Origin of the sequence: Micromonospora halotolerans (genome assembly GCF_032108445.1) — a bacterium.
GTDB lineage: Bacteria > Actinomycetota > Actinomycetes > Mycobacteriales > Micromonosporaceae > Micromonospora > Micromonospora halotolerans.
Window position 1 is genome coordinate 6572769 of record NZ_CP134876.1, and the last position, 13989, is coordinate 6586757.

The 13989-nt window shown below is 73.4% G+C and carries 13 protein-coding genes; 4 read left to right on the plus strand and 9 right to left on the minus strand.

Annotation, left to right across the window (positions count from 1 at the left end):
• Positions 1-64: 64 nt before the first annotated feature.
• Entirely contained in the window at positions 65-436 is a 372-nt protein-coding gene (locus RMN56_RS30835) for a VOC family protein (protein ID WP_313721386.1), read from the minus strand.
• Positions 437-632: 196 nt separating this feature from the next.
• A complete protein-coding gene (locus tag RMN56_RS30840) occupies positions 633-1295 on the minus strand; it encodes a winged helix-turn-helix transcriptional regulator (RefSeq protein ID WP_313721387.1) in 663 nt (220 codons plus the stop codon).
• 76 nt (positions 1296-1371) lie between these two features.
• Here RMN56_RS30840 and RMN56_RS30845 point away from each other — a divergent pair, with 76 nt between their 5' ends.
• Entirely contained in the window at positions 1372-2151 is a 780-nt protein-coding gene (locus RMN56_RS30845) for a DUF899 family protein (protein ID WP_313721388.1), read from the plus strand.
• Positions 2152-2431: 280 nt separating this feature from the next.
• Positions 2432-3169 (plus strand): zf-HC2 domain-containing protein, encoded by a 738-nt coding sequence (locus RMN56_RS30850; protein ID WP_313721389.1) that lies wholly within the window; start codon positions 2432-2434, stop codon positions 3167-3169.
• A gap of 14 nt (positions 3170-3183) precedes the next feature.
• Here the strand turns inward: RMN56_RS30850 and RMN56_RS30855 are convergent, their stop codons facing one another.
• Complete coding sequence (locus RMN56_RS30855) at positions 3184-3759, minus strand: sigma-70 family RNA polymerase sigma factor (protein WP_313721390.1); 576 nt, start codon at positions 3757-3759, stop codon at positions 3184-3186.
• 153 nt (positions 3760-3912) lie between these two features.
• A complete protein-coding gene (locus RMN56_RS30860) occupies positions 3913-4386 on the minus strand; it encodes a molybdenum cofactor biosysynthesis protein (protein ID WP_313721391.1) in 474 nt (157 codons plus the stop codon).
• A 191-nt stretch (positions 4387-4577) separates the two neighbouring features.
• Between RMN56_RS30860 and RMN56_RS30865 the strand changes: the two genes are divergently transcribed.
• Complete coding sequence (locus tag RMN56_RS30865; protein WP_313721392.1) at positions 4578-5711, plus strand: hypothetical protein; 1134 nt, start codon at positions 4578-4580, stop codon at positions 5709-5711.
• Between the two features lie 19 nt (positions 5712-5730).
• Here the strand turns inward: RMN56_RS30865 and RMN56_RS30870 are convergent, their stop codons facing one another.
• The 4 genes from RMN56_RS30870 to RMN56_RS30885 all read right to left on the minus strand — a co-directional run bounded on the left by RMN56_RS30870 (position 5731) and on the right by RMN56_RS30885 (position 8676).
• Entirely contained in the window at positions 5731-6825 is a 1095-nt protein-coding gene (locus RMN56_RS30870; protein WP_313721393.1) for an NYN domain-containing protein, read from the minus strand.
• 36 nt (positions 6826-6861) lie between these two features.
• Positions 6862-7095, minus strand: coding sequence for a hypothetical protein (locus RMN56_RS30875; RefSeq protein WP_313721394.1), 234 nt, complete (start codon positions 7093-7095; stop codon positions 6862-6864).
• 21 nt (positions 7096-7116) lie between these two features.
• A complete protein-coding gene (locus RMN56_RS30880) occupies positions 7117-7842 on the minus strand; it encodes a hypothetical protein (protein ID WP_313721395.1) in 726 nt (241 codons plus the stop codon).
• Positions 7843-8028: 186 nt separating this feature from the next.
• The gene (locus RMN56_RS30885) at positions 8029-8676 is read right to left on the minus strand and encodes a winged helix-turn-helix domain-containing protein (RefSeq protein WP_313721396.1); all 648 of its coding nucleotides are present in this window, start codon (positions 8674-8676) and stop codon (positions 8029-8031) included.
• A 243-nt stretch (positions 8677-8919) separates the two neighbouring features.
• On the opposite strand from RMN56_RS30885, the gene RMN56_RS30890 reads away from it, so the two are divergent.
• Positions 8920-13329, plus strand: a complete 4410-nt coding sequence (locus tag RMN56_RS30890) for a S8 family serine peptidase (protein WP_313721398.1) — start codon at positions 8920-8922, stop codon at positions 13327-13329.
• 131 nt (positions 13330-13460) lie between these two features.
• Here RMN56_RS30890 and RMN56_RS30895 read toward each other — a convergent pair whose 3' ends face one another.
• Entirely contained in the window at positions 13461-13964 is a 504-nt protein-coding gene (locus tag RMN56_RS30895) for a winged helix-turn-helix domain-containing protein (protein WP_376787346.1), read from the minus strand.
• Between the last annotated feature and the right edge of the window lie 25 nt (positions 13965-13989).

Below are 13989 nucleotides of genomic sequence, written 5' to 3' on the forward strand. Positions count from 1 at the left end.
GGCCCGAGGCAAGGCGCGGACAGCAGCAAATCGGTGCGTTGCCAAGGCCGTTGTGGGCCGGCGATCAGCCGTTGGGGCGTGACTCGATCGCCTGCAGCGACCACCTGTTGCCGTCAGGATCGCCGAAGTAGACGAAGTTGCCCCATGGCTGCACTTCGACCTCGCTGGCATCGACGCCGGCGTCGAGCAGTTGCCGGCGCGCCGCCTCGGCGTCGGCGACCACAACCTGGATTTCCTGTGTGCCGGGAGTCTTGTCGGTGATGCCCTCGCCGATCACGATGGAGCAGGCCGAGCCGGGTGGGGTCAGCTGGACGAACCGCAGGCCCTCGTGCACCCTGTGATCGTGGTCGGCGTTGAAGCCCACCTTCTCGTAGAACGCCTTGGCCCGGTCGACATCGGTCACCGGAACCGGGATGAGTTCGATCTTCCAGTCCATGGTCTCACCGTAGGACGTGGTTACGACGTTTCGGGCTCACCGCGCCATCGGCGGACAGCCACGCCGACGGCACGGCCGCTACGGGTGCCCCACGCCCAGGCGCTGACCACGACCAAGCCTGGCACGGTGGTGGGTCACCCTCTGGACAGCGTCCGGCGGCGCGCCGGTCGCCCCCGAGGCGGGAGGTGGCGGTCGCCTACTGATGTGTGGAGGCCGGGATCCGCACGTTCGCGACGAGAAGGCGTACGACCTCGGGATCGCCGATGACGGCGCCGGCAGCTACGAGCCCGGCCAGGTCGTCGCCGCCGAAGGCGCCGAGCAGGGTATCCGTCGTGGTGACCAGGACGGCGTCCGGCTCTTCGGGCGGCTCGTGGGCGACCTCGGCGCCGTCCGGTGTGAGGCGGACGCCGAACACCCCGGCAGGGCCGTGGTCGCGTAGTTCGATCCGCAGCGTCGCCTCGGGCCGCTGCTGCGTCGGCACGAAGAAGGTACGGATGGTCAGCATGGCGCTGTCCGCGCTGACGAACCGCTGTTCCGCGGTCGGCGGGGCGGCCAGCGCCCAGGTGCCGAGCGCGAGGACGATCGGCTCGAGGCCGCGTCCCCACGCGGTCAGCTCGTAGACCCGCACATTGCCTGGCGGAGGCAGCTGCCGACGGCGTACGACGCCCGCGTCGGCCAGCTCGCGCAGCCGGTCGGACAGCGCGTTCGGGCTGGCGGTTGGGAGCGCCTGCTGGAGGTCGGTGAACCGTTTCGGCCCGAGCAGCAGCTCGCGCACCACGAGCAGCGACCACCGCTCCCCCACGATGTCGAGGCCGCGCGCGACGCCACAAGCCTGTCGATAACCCCGCTGAGCCGGCACCGAACACCACCTTTCATACTTGCCCCACCATAGCAGCCACTATTAGCCTCATAGTTCGTTGCCTGAGGAGGAACCCATGACCACGCCAGCGGCACCCCCGATCACCGACCGCGAGACCTGGCAGAAGCAACTCGACGAGCTTCGGCTCCGCGAGAAGGCGCACACGCGCGAGGGCGACGCCATCGCCGCGACCCGCCGGCGGTTGCCGATGGTCGAGGTCGACCCGGCCACCCGCCTGGTCGGTCCCGACGGCCCGGTGCCCCTGCTCGACGTCTTCGAGGGCAGGAGCCAGCTGGTGGCGTCGTACCACATGTGGCACACGGGCAGGCCGGCCGCCGACCAGTGCGAGGGCTGTACGTTCTTCACCGGCCAGGTGCTCGAGCTGGCCTACCTGCACTCGCGCGACGTCACGTTCGCGGTCTTCTGCCAGGGGCCGTTCGAGGAGTCGTCGCGCTACCGCGACTTCATGGGCTGGCAGGCGCCCTGGTACTCCGTGCCCGCGCAGTCGCTCGACCCGCTCGTCGCCGGGCGCGCGTTCGGCATGAAGGCGTGCTACCTGCGCCAGGGCGACCGCGTGTTCGAGACCTACTGGACCACCGGGCGCGGCTGCGAGGCGATGGCACCCTCGTACGGGCTGCTCGACATGACCGTCTACGGCCGCCAAGAGGACTGGGAGAACTCGCCGGAAGGCTGGTCCCAGCGTTTCCGGACCGACGGCGACCAGTTCCGCCTCGACGGGCGGCCAACCTCCCAGTGGTCGCGCCTCGCCGCCGGCCGTGACGACGACCTGGGCACCACCGGGCACGCCGGCAGCGAGCACCACTGCCACTGCGGTTCGACGCCGGCTGGGTCATGAACCGCCCCTGCGATCATCGCCAGTGATCACCTCCGATGGCTGCGGGCACGCCTGACCCGTCGGTCACGGGGGCATGGACATGGCCGGGATGCGTCATGCGCCGCCGGTGGTGGGTGGGCCGCGGGGTGCACCTCGCCGGTCGGTCCGTGGCAACAACGACGGAGGCGGTGGAGCGCCCGCTGGACTGGTCGCGACGCCTACCTGGAATTCCTCGGGCTCCAAGCGACGGGTCGGCCCGGGCCGCGGGAACCAGGCGGCCGGTGCGGACGACTACCTGTACATGGCGTGTGAGCAGTGGCGGGAGATCCTGTCGGCGGAGCTGGACGGGGAGGCGACCCGGTCGGAGAGCGCGGCGGCCGAGGCGCACCTGGCGGGCTGTGCCGGCTGCCGGGGCTGGTTCGAGTCGGCCGTCGCGGTGACCCGGCGGGCCCGTACGCAGCTCGCCCCGCCGGTGCCCGACCTGGTCGACGCGGTGCTCGCCGCCGCGCCGCCGGCCCGACCCGGGTGGCCGGAGCGCGTGGTGCTCGGGCTGCGCGGGGTGCTCGGGCTGCTCGGCGCAGTGCAGTTGGTGCTCGGCCTGGCCCAGGTGGGCCGGGAGGCCGTGATCGACCACGCGCACACCACCGGCCAGCACCTCTGGCACGAGTCGGCCGCGTGGAACGTGGCCGTGGGCGCCGGCTTCCTCTACGTGGCGCTGCGGCGCTCCGCCCCGGCCGGGCTGCTGCCGATGCTCAGCGCGTTCGTGGCCACCCTGGTGCTGCTGTCGGTGAACGATTTGATCACCGGGCAGGTGGCGGTGCAGCGGCTGGTCAGCCACGGCTTCCTGCTGGTCGGCTGGGTGGTGATGGTGCTGCTCGCCCGGCCCCGGTGGCGCCCGGGCGGCACGCCGCCCCGGCAGGGCCGGTCGGCCGGGTCACGCTGGTCGCTGCGTACCGAGGAGCCGTCCGAGCCGGCCCGGCTGCGCCTGCTGCCGCCCACGCCGTACGCCGCGCAGGCCCGCGACCGCCGGGCCGCCTGACGGTCCGGGCGCCGTCAGACCACCCGGTTGCCCCGGGCGGGCCGGGCGCCGCCCTGCCAGGCGGCGACCAGGTCCTCGCGGGCCCTGGCGACCCGGGACCGGATGGTGCCGACCGGGCAGCCGCACACCTCCGCGGCCTCGGCGTAGGAGAGGCCGAGCACCTGGGTGGCGACGAACGCCTCCCGCCGCTCCGGGGCGAGCCCGGCGATCATCCCGCGCAGGGTCACGGCCTCGTCCCCGCCCGGGGTGACCGCCCCGGCCGCCTCGGCGGCGGCCTGCCAGTCCGGCAGCGCGGCCACCCGGGGCCGCGCCGTCGCGGCCCGGACGTGGTCCACGGCCACCCGGCGGGCGATGGTGAACACCCAGGTACGCGCCGCGGACCGGCCGGCGAAACCGGGCAGGCCGCGCAGCGCGCGCAGGAACGTCTCCTGGGTCAGGTCGTCGGCCTCGGCGGGACCGGCCAGGTGCGCGAGGAACCGCCACACCGGGCCCTGGAGCGCCCGGACGAACGCGGCGGCGGCCTGCTGGTCGCCCCGGCCGGCCCGCTGTGCCCAGCGGGTCACCTGCTCGTCGTCGGGCTCCGCGCTCATCCGCGACCGGCCCGCCGGTCCACCACCGTCATGGTCGACGGTACGGACGCGGGCCTCGCTCGGTTCATCCCGCCGTCCTCCTCGTCACCCCGCCGCCGGCCGGACGGTCGCAGGTTGGTCGGCCGGCGAGGCCGGAAAGTTCCCGGGGGCGGGTCAGGAGTCGACGGTCACCTCGACCGGCCCGACCCGCAGGACGCCGTCGTTGAGCGGGGCACAGCGCACCCCGCCCCGACCGCGCAACGCCTTCCAGGTGCCCGGCGCGACGGTGACGTCCAGCCAGGCGCAGGGCGGCGCGGCCCGGTGGACCCGCAGGCGGACCGGCCCGTCGCCGGAGTCCAGGGTGAGCACCAGGCCGACCAGCTCGTCCACGGGGATGCCGTGGGTCAGCACGTTGCGCCGGACCTGGGTGAGGTCGGCACCGGGGGGCAGCGACTCCTGCGCGATCAGGGTCACGCTCGCCTCGCGGTGCGCCGGCCGGCCGAAGTAGCGGTCGCCGACGATGCCCAGGCCGGCCCGGATCCGGACGTCCTCGACCAGTTCGCCGGGCGGCGCCGGGGCCGGGCCGTCGGCCGGCCGGCCCACGTAGCGGTGCACCGGCGAGGCCAGCAACTGGACGATCTGCGGCATGCGCCGATTCTCGCATGGACGTACCGGCACCAAAGCGGACGATAGCCATCCTCACGTGTCCACGCTGGGTGGAGGCCGTTGTACCGGTTGTGACGGCGAGACGGTTTCCCCCGGCCGGGCGTCACCCGGAGCTGGGACGACAGATTGCGTGGGCGCGGCGCGAGAACGAACGCCGGCGGCGCGCCTACGAGGTGGCGGCGCGGACGTGGCGCCGGCGCAACGAGCACCTGGAGCGGCTGCGGATCGAGGCGACCGCGTTCCACGGGTGCACCCTGCCCGGCACGGAGCTGCCGGTCGGGCTGGACGACGGCGAGGTGGTCTACCGCATCGTGCCCGTCGTCGAGCTGGTCGAGGCGGAGGCCCGGCACGTGCCCGGGCTTCCCGCGCCGGCTCCGGCGCTGACCGCGGACCTGCTCGACCCGGCCGACGGCGCGCTCCCGGCCGGGCTGCGGGTGGTCGACAGCGGCGCAGCCGTGGTGACCGACCGGCGGGTCGCCTTCGCCGGGCGGGCCGGCCGCCGCGAGTGGGCCCACGCTGACCTGCTCGGCCTCGGACACCACGCCGACCTGCCGGTCACCCTGCTGCACCCCGAGGACGGCCGCCGCCCGGGCGGCCTGCGGGTGCCGGTCACCGGCGCGGCGAACTTCCGCTTCTACCTCACCCTCGCGTACGCCACCGCCACCGGGACCCGCGACGCTCTCGGTACGCAGCTCGACGCGCTGCTGGCCGCGCACCGCGCCGCCCGGCCGCGGCCGCCGCGACCGCTCGGTGTCGCGGACGCCCCGGCGGAACGGCGGCGCCCCGAGCGCCTGGTCGCGGCCGGCGCCGTGGCGGTCGCGGTGCTCCTCGGGGTGACGGCCGCGGGCACCTGGCCTGCGACGGCCGGGCCGGTGCACCCGGCGGCGAAGGCCCACGTCGGCCCGGCCGGTGCCTCCGACGACGACCTCGCACCGGACCCGGTCCGCACCACACCCGGCCAGCCCGACGGCGGCCCGGCCCGGTCGCCCTCCGGCGACCCCACCCGGCCGCCCCGGCCGGCCGACGGTGGCCGGGCGCCCGTAGTCGCCGGGCCTCCGGTCCCGGTCGGCACGGAGCCCATCGCGCTGCCGGCATCGTCCCGCGCCACGACGCCCCCGGCGACCGCGCCGTCGACCCGTCCGCCGGTCAGGCCGACCGGGAGCCCACCCCCGGCCGTGGCCCCGACCGCGAGCCCCACCGTGACCCCGACCGGCGCGCCGTCCCCGAGCGAGCCCGCGGTGGCGGGCATCTGCCTGGATCCGCTCCGGCTGCCGGTGCTGGACCCGCTGCTGTGCCGCCGGACCTGAACGGAGGCGGCACCGGCCCTCAGGGGGTCTGCGGGGTGAGCAGGTAGTCCTCCGCCTCCGGACTCCACCGCAGCGCCACGCCGCCGCTCGTGGCGGCCGCCTTGCAGAACTGGAGGAAGCTGCGGTAGCCGAGCTTCTTCTCGCTGAAGTCGGGCCGCGCCCGCCGGAGCTGGTCCTTGAGCCCGGACAGCGCCACCGCGCCGCCCTCGCCGGCCAGGTCCACCACCACGGACCGCAGCAGCGCGAAGGCCACCTCCCGATCGCCACGCTCGGGTAGCGACACCTCCGGGTCGCCCTTGGCGGGTCCCGCGGCGAGCTCGATGACGTTGTGCCCGGCCAGGTGGCGCAGCAGCTCTCCGAAGGTGCGGAAGCCGTAGTCGGACTCGCTGAACGTCGGGTCCTTGCGGAGCAGGGTGCGCTTCAGGCCGGAGGCCGTCACCTCGCCGCTGGAGCTGCCCTGCATGCCGGCCACGGTCTGGGCCACCAGCACGGCGAGCGTGTCGACGTCCCGGGCGGCTTCCTCCACGGCCGGCGCGACCTCGGCCGGCGCGACCTCGGCCGGCGCCTCGGCCGGCGGCGGCGTCTCGGGCCCGGCCGGTCGGGCCGCCCGAGCCCGGCGGCCGGCCGCGGGCGGCACGTCGACCCCTTCGAGGCGGTCGTAGAAGAGGAACTCGTCGCAGGCGGGCGGGAGCAGCGCCGAGGTGGAGTTCTCCACACCGACCCCGATCACCCGCTTGTTGAGCTCGCGGAGCTTGTGCACCAGCGGCGTGAAGTCGCTGTCCCCGGTGCAGATCACGAACGTGGAGATGTAACCCCGCTCGAAGGCCAGCTCGACGGCGTCGACGGCCATCTTGATGTCGGCCGCGTTCTTGCGGGAGGCGCCCATCCGCTGCGGTATCTCGATGAGCTCGACGTGCGACCGGGTGAGCATCCGCCGGTCCTCGTCGAAGTACGACCAGTCCGCGTAGGCGCGGCGCACCACCACCCGGCCGCGCTCGGCGAGAGCGTCGGCGATCGGGCGGAAATCGAACGGCCGACCACCGTGATGGTCGCGCACACCCAGCGCCAGGTTCTCGTAGTCGAGGAACAGCGCGATCCGGTCTTCCTGATCCACGCCGGCCAGCCTAGCCGGGTTCCGGGCCCGGCCCGCTCACCGAGGCCGCTCGTCGCGGTAGAGGGTGTCGCGGCGGGCCACGTGCTGAATCGCGTAGCTGCCGATCAGGAGCAGCAGGGCCAGCACGACCTCGACCCCGGCCACGGCGCCGTTGGCCACGGTGAGGCCGAGCAGCAGCAGGATCAGCCCGACCACCGCCAGCAGGCCGGCCAGGAGCAGTCGCTTCCGCCGCGCCGCCGACCGGTCCCCGCCCGCACCCACCGCTGCCACCTCCTTCCGCCAGCCTAGGCGCTACGCCGGCACGTCCTGCCCCACTTCGTCGAAGGCCCCCCGCAGGACGCCGATGCCCACACCGACCAGCCAGACGGCCGCGAGGAGCCGGAACGCCGGCTCCGGCCGGACGAGCGGCGGCACCAGGACCGAGAGAGCGGAGGCCGCCACCAGCGGTCCCACCACCCGCCCGTAGGCGAACACCCAGCGCGGCCGCCGGTGGGAACGCCGCGCGACCGCCGAGGCCGCGGTGATCAGGAGGCCGCTGCCCAGCAGGTGCGCCGCACCGCCGAGCACCAGCGCGGCCCGTCCGAGCGCGGCGACGGTCGGGTCGCCGGCCCGCTCCGCGACCAGCAGCAGGACCAGGCCGCACACCACCGAGGCGAGCAGCGAGCCCGCCGTGATCGCGGTCCCCCAACCCAGCACCGCACCGGCACGGGTGCCTTCCGTCCGCAGAGCGGCGCGCAGCCGCCACCCGAACCGGTACAGCGCGACCGCCGCCAGGATCTGCAACGCCGACTGGACCAGCACCGCCACGGCGCTCGTGGCGTAGAAGTCACGCAGCTGCGCCGCCGACGCGTCGGGCAGGTAGAGGCTCTCCCCCACCTTCAGAGCGTTGCCGGCGACGATGCTGGCGACGAAGGCGACCACGAAGACGATGCCCCACCAGCCCCAGCGCCGGCCCGGGGCATCCGCCGCCCGCGGCGGCGCCGCGTCGTCCGCTTCCCTGATCCGATTCGGTCCCATTCAGCCCTCCCTTGTGGCCGGACGCGGCCGGACGAGCCGGCACGCGCCCCCATCGGCCAGTCATGGTGTCAGCGCGCGGGCGGCGTGCCATCCGACGTGGCGCGGCTTCCGGGGTACGCCCGGGCGGGTACACCCCGTACGCTCCCCGACGTAGTCGGCGACCCGCGTGGACGGTCCGCGTTGGCGTTAGCGGCCGTTCGGCGGGTGGCCGGTGCCCTGCGCCCGGGGCCGCCGGTGGTCGGTCAGCCGGAGTCCGACACCGCGCACCGCGACGACGGTGACGCCGGTGCCCAACTGGTCGAGCTTGCGCCGCAGCCGCTTGACCAGGGACTGGACGTCGGCCTTGTCTCGCAGCCCCTCGTCGTGCCAGACGGAGCGGTGCAGCTCGGCGTAGCTCCAGACCCGGACGGGCTCGGTGGTCAGGCAGGCCAGCAGGTCGCGTTCGAGGCGGGTGAGGACGATCTCCCGGTCGCCCCACCGGGCGGTGGAGCGGGCGGCGTCGATCACCAGCGTGTCGTCCGGTGCCGGGGGCGCCGGGGTGGCGGGTGGCGGGGTGGCGGGTGGCGGCACGTCGAGATCCGCCGGTGGGGCGGCGGGCGTGAGCAGCCTGCGCAGTTCGTCGAGGTCGGCGACCAGGAGCAGGGGCGCGACGCCGTCGAGGAGTTCGGTGAGGCGGATCCGTTCGGCCGGTGACGACGTCACCCCGATCACCAGCGGGAACGGATGCTCCACCGGGTCGGGACCACCGGTCACCCCGCTCGTGTCCTTCTCGGTCACCGTCACCCCCGCCCGGAGCAACCGGCGGCACGGATCGCCGCTGTCGAGAATCGCCATGACAGTCAATGTCAACCGGGCCGACCGACGGGGGCCTGTTGGTGACATGTTGCTCACGTAGAGTGCTTGATCGCGCTTTCCTGTCGATCATAGTGTCCACTCAGGCAGCCGGCGTAGACCCGCACGGCGCCCAGGGGGCTTGGGGGGCTCGTTCAATCCGGTGTGATCCGACGGGAGAGGGTTCTCCTGCGCCTTCCGCCATGGCTCGAACATCCGCGGGTCGTTCTGGAGGAGGCAGCACCGATGCTGAGACGTCCACACAGGAGGGGCCTGGCCGGTCGGCTGGTGAGCGCGGGCGCGGCCCTGGTTCTCGCCGCGACCGCCATGGCCGCCACCGGCACAGGCGCACAGGCTGCGCAGACCGGAACGGGAACCGGCGCGTCCGCCGGCGACAAGATCCGCCCCGAGCTCACCCGGCAGCTCCAGGGCAAGAGCGAGGGCGACTTCTGGATCCACTTCGGCGCGAAGGCCGACCTCGGCAAGGCCGGCGCCGTCAAGGACTGGGCCAAGCGGGGCACCGCGGTCGCCGACGCGCTGAAGAAGACCGCCGCCGACAGCCAGGCGAAGATCCGCGCCGAGCTCGACCGCTCGGGCACGAAGTACCAGACCTTCTGGGCCACCAACGCCATCAAGGTCACCGGCGGTTCGCTCACCATGGCACAGAACCTCGCCGCCCACGCCGAGGTGGACGGCCTCTACGCCCCGGTCGAGTACAAGCTCCCCGAGGTGACCCAGGGCACCGACGAGAAGTCGGTGAACACCCTGGAGTGGGGCATCGCGAACATCAACGCCGACGACGTCTGGTCCCAGTACGGGGTCAAGGGCGCCGGCATCACCGTGGCGAGCATCGACAGCGGCGTCCAGTTCGACCACCCGGCGCTGGTCAACTCGTACCGCGGCAGCAACGGTGACGGCACCTTCGACCACAACTACAACTGGTTCGACGCCGCCGGCACCTGCGCCACCGCCCCGTGCGACGAGGACGGCCACGGCACCCACACGATGGGCACCATGGCCGGCTCCGACGGCGCCAACCAGATCGGCGTCGCCCCCGAGGTCAAGTGGATCGCCGCGAACGGGTGCTGCCCGACCGACGCCGCGCTGGTCTCCTCCGGCCAGTGGATGCTGGAGCCCACCGACCTCAACGGGCAGAACCCGGACGCTAGCAAGCGGCCGAACATCATCAACAACTCGTGGGGCACCACGCTGCCCTCCACCGAGCCGTTCATGGAGGACGTGACCAACGCCTGGACCGCCTCGGGCATCTTCGGCACCTGGTCCAACGGCAACAACGGGCCGGCCTGCCAGACCAGCGGTTCCCCGGGCAGCCTGGCCAGCAACTACTCGGCCGGCGCGTACGACGTCAACAACAACATCGCCAGCTTCTCCTCCCGCGGCACCGGGCAGAACGGCGAGATCAAGCCCAACCTGTCGGCGCCCGGGGTCAACGTCCGGTCCAGCGTCCCGGACAACTCCTACGCCAGCTACAGCGGCACCTCGATGGCGGCGCCGCACCTCGCCGGGGCGATCGCGCTGCTCTGGTCGGCGGCGCCCACGCTCGTCGGTGAGGTCACGGCGACCCGTGCCCTGCTGAACGACACCGCGGTGGACAAGGCCGACACCCAGTGCGGTGGCACCACCGACGACAACAACGTCTACGGCGAGGGCCGGCTGGACGCGCTGGCGCTGCTCAACGCCGCACCGATCGGCGACAACGGCACCCTTGCCGGCAAGGTGACCGACTCGGCCACCGGCGCCCCGGTCGCCGGCGCCACCATCGCCCTGACCGGTCCGGCGACCCGCTCGCTGACCACCGCCGCCGACGGGACGTACTCGTCGCTGCTGCCGGCGGGTGACTACCAGGTCACCGTCTCGGCGTTCGGCTACCAGACCAGGACGCTCACGGCGACGGTGACCAAGAACGCGACCACGACGCTCGACGTCGCGCTGACGGCGGTGCCGAGCGTCACCGTCAGCGGCCAGGTCACGGACGGCTCCGGACACGGCTGGCCGCTCTACGCGAAGGTGAGCGTCGAGGGCCTCCCCGTCTCCGACTACACCACTCCCGCCAACGGCCGTTACAGCCTGAAGCTGCCGGCCGGGGCGACCTACCGGCTCAAGGTCGAGTCGCAGTACCCGGGCTACCCGACCGTGACCAAGGAGGTCGTGGTCGGTTCGGGCAACACCACCAGCAACATCGCCGTGCCGGCCGATCCGAACGCGTGCGCCACGGCGCCCGGCTACACCGACAGCTCCGACGGCGAGTACGAGACCTTCGACGGCACCAGCGTGCCCGACGGCTGGTCCGTCGTGGACAACGCCGGCACCGGCCAGGTCTGGAAGTTCACCGACAGCGGTGACCGGGGCAACCTGACCGGCGGCTCCGGTGGGTTCGCCATCATCGACAGCGACGACTACGGCAGCGGCGGCCGGCAGGACACCTCGCTGGTCAGCCCGGTCGTGAACCTGACCGACGTCGCCGCACCGGTGATCCGGTTCAACCAGGACTTCAACTGGCTGAGCTCCGACCGGGCGGACGTCGACCTGAGCCTCGACGGCGGCACCACCTGGAGCAACGTGCTCCGGCAGGCGGCCGACGTGCGCGGGCCGCGGGTCACCGAGGTGCCCATCCCGCAGGCGGCGGGCCAGGCGCAGGTCCGGGTCCGGTTCCACTACTACGACGCTTCCTGGGAATGGTGGTGGCAGGTCGACAACGTGCTGATCGGCAGCAAGATCGTGTGCAAGCCGGTCGAGGGCGGCCTGGTGCTCGGCCACGTCCGGGACAAGAACGACAACGGCTACGTCAACGGCGCCACCGTCACGAGTGACGACCGCCCGGCGGAGAAGGCCACCACGGTGGCGACCCCGGACGACACCGAGCTCCCCGACGGCTTCTACTGGATGTTCTCGTCGCTGACCGGCCAGCACCCGTTCACCGCCAGGGCCGGCAACTACGTCAGCCAGACCAAGCAGGTCGACGTCGAGACCGACTGGGCGACGGCGGCGAACTTCCAGCTGGCCGCGGGCCGACTGGCCGTGCAGCCGACGTCGCTGACCGGCACGGTCCGGATGCCCACCGGCAAGGTCAGCAAGACCTTCACGGTGACCAACACCGGCGGGGCCCCGGTCACCGCCGAGTTCAGCGAGCGTGACGGCGGGTTCGTGCTGCAGCGGGCCGACGGGTCGCAGCTGTCCGAGCAGAAGCTGCTCGGCTCGACCGGCGCGCCGGCGCAGCGGCTCACCACCCCGACGTCGCTCGCCGCCCGTCCGTCCGGCAAGTCGGCCACCGCGGCCGCCGCGCCGGCCGGCCCCCAGGCGGAGCCCTGGACGGGCATCGCCAACTACCCGGCCAACGTGATGGACAACCGGGTGGTGAACCTCGACGGCAAGATCTACTCGATCGCCGGCGGCGACGGCACGACGTCCAGCGCGAAGAACTACGTGTACGACCCGATCGCCCAGAGCTGGACGGGGATCGCCGACCTCCCCGCCGCCCGCAACGCCATGACGGTCGGGGTGGTCGACGGCAAGATCATCGCCACCGGTGGCTGGGGCGCCGCCGGACCGGACGTCACCACCTGGTCGTACGACCCGGCGGCCAACACCTGGACGAGGAAGGCCGACAACCCCGCGCCGCGGGCCGCCGCCGGTCAGGCCGTCGCGGACGGCAAGCTGTACGCCATCGGCGGCTGCACCACGGCCAGCTGTCTGCCGATGTCCAACTCGGTGGTCCGCTACGACCCGGGCACCGACGCCTGGGAGACCCTGCCGGACTACCCGAAGTCGGTGGCGTTCGCGTCCTGCGGCGGGATCGGCGGCACGGTCTACTGCACCGGCGGCAACGACGGTTCCGTCGCGCAGAAGGCCAGCTACGCGTTCGACCCGGCCGCCAACGCCTGGACCGCCGTCGCGGACGCCCCGGCCGACAACTGGGCCAGCTCGTTCGCCGTCGCGAACGGCAAGCTCCTGGTGGTCGGTGGCTCGCAGGGCGGCGCCATCACCAACGCCGGCTTCGCGTACGACCCGGCCACCGACTCGTGGGCGAACCTGCCCAACGCCAACACCCCCCGCTACCGCGGTGGCGCGGCGTGCGGCTTCTACAAGATCGGCGGCTCCTCGGGCAGCTTCAACGCCACGAAGGACAGCGAGGTGCTGCCCGGCCTGGAGGAGTGCGCCGAGGGGCCGGCGGACGTCAGCTGGCTGACCATCGACAAGTCGAAGGTCACCCTGGCGCCCGGTGAGAAGGTCACGGTCACCGTCGGCATGACGGCCAACGTGGACCAGCCGGGCACCTACTCGGCGTCGGTCGCGATCAAGGAGAACACGCCGTACACCGTGCCGCCGGTGGCGGTCACGATGATCGCGCAGCCGCCGACCAGCTGGGGCAAGCTGATGGGCACGGTCTCCGGCAGGAGCTGCCAGGGCGCCGTCGCACCGCTTCCCGGCGCGGTCGTCCAGGTCGACTCGTGGGCGATGTCCTGGACGTTCGCCACCGACGCCGACGGCAGGTACGCCTACTGGATGGACCGGCGAAACAACCCGCTCAGCATCATCGTCGCCAAGGACGGCTGGAAGCCCCAGACGCGCCAGACGAAGATCAACAACACCACGCCCACCGTCGAGGACTTCACCCTGTCCCCCATCCGCTGCTGACCACTGACCGCCGACCGTCAGGTCCGGCCCGCCCGGTGCTCCCCCACCGGGCGGGCCGGACCGCGTTCGGGGCTGTGCTCAGAGGGGTTGCGCGCGGGGCCTCGGCGGCCCGTCGGTGGGCGCGTGCCGGGTCAGGACGCCGCGAGGCGGAAGCCGATGCCGCGCACCGCGAGGATCGTCGGCACGGCGCCGATCCGGCCCAGCTTGCGCCGGACCCGGCGCACCACCGAGTGCATGTCGGAGCCGCGCCCCAGGTGGTCGTTGCCCCACACCGCCCGGTGCAGCTGCGCGTAGGTCCAGACCTGGCCCGGTGTGCGGGCGAGGCAGAGCAGGAGGTCGTGCTCCAGTGGCGTCAACCCGACCTCGCGCTCCCGCCAGCGCAGGACGCGCCGGTCGGAGTCGACGTCCAGGCCGGACACCGGCGGGCCGGCCGGCGGCGGGTCGTCGGCGGCCGCGTCGCGGGCGGGGCCCGGGCGCGCCGCACCGGGCGCGCGGAGCAGGTCGAGGAACCGTCGCGCCTGGTGCGCGCTGGAGACGATCAGGAACGTCTCGGTGCCGCCGAGCAGTTGGGCCAACTGCCGGCGCTCCGCGGCCGAGGACGCGATACCGATGACCAAGGACGGCACCCCCGCCATCATCCGCCCTTCCGTTCCACCCTTT

Excerpts from the sequence above, each read along its gene's own strand:
- RMN56_RS30845 (WP_313721388.1), top strand. The coding sequence starts at position 1,372 with ATGACCACGCCAGCGGCACCCCCGATCACCGACCGCGAGACCTGGCAG.
- RMN56_RS30850 (WP_313721389.1), top strand. The coding sequence starts at position 2,432 with ATGGCGTGTGAGCAGTGGCGGGAGATCCTGTCGGCGGAGCTGGACGGG.
- RMN56_RS30895 (WP_376787346.1), bottom strand. The coding sequence starts at position 13,964 with ATGGCGGGGGTGCCGTCCTTGGTCATCGGTATCGCGTCCTCGGCCGCG.
- RMN56_RS30835 (WP_313721386.1), bottom strand. The coding sequence starts at position 436 with ATGGACTGGAAGATCGAACTCATCCCGGTTCCGGTGACCGATGTCGAC.
- RMN56_RS30890 (WP_313721398.1), top strand. The coding sequence starts at position 8,920 with ATGCTGAGACGTCCACACAGGAGGGGCCTGGCCGGTCGGCTGGTGAGC.
- RMN56_RS30855 (WP_313721390.1), bottom strand. The coding sequence starts at position 3,759 with ATGAGCGCGGAGCCCGACGACGAGCAGGTGACCCGCTGGGCACAGCGG.
- RMN56_RS30880 (WP_313721395.1), bottom strand. The coding sequence starts at position 7,842 with ATGGGACCGAATCGGATCAGGGAAGCGGACGACGCGGCGCCGCCGCGG.
- RMN56_RS30885 (WP_313721396.1), bottom strand. The coding sequence starts at position 8,676 with ATGGCGATTCTCGACAGCGGCGATCCGTGCCGCCGGTTGCTCCGGGCG.
- RMN56_RS30860 (WP_313721391.1), bottom strand. The coding sequence starts at position 4,386 with ATGCCGCAGATCGTCCAGTTGCTGGCCTCGCCGGTGCACCGCTACGTG.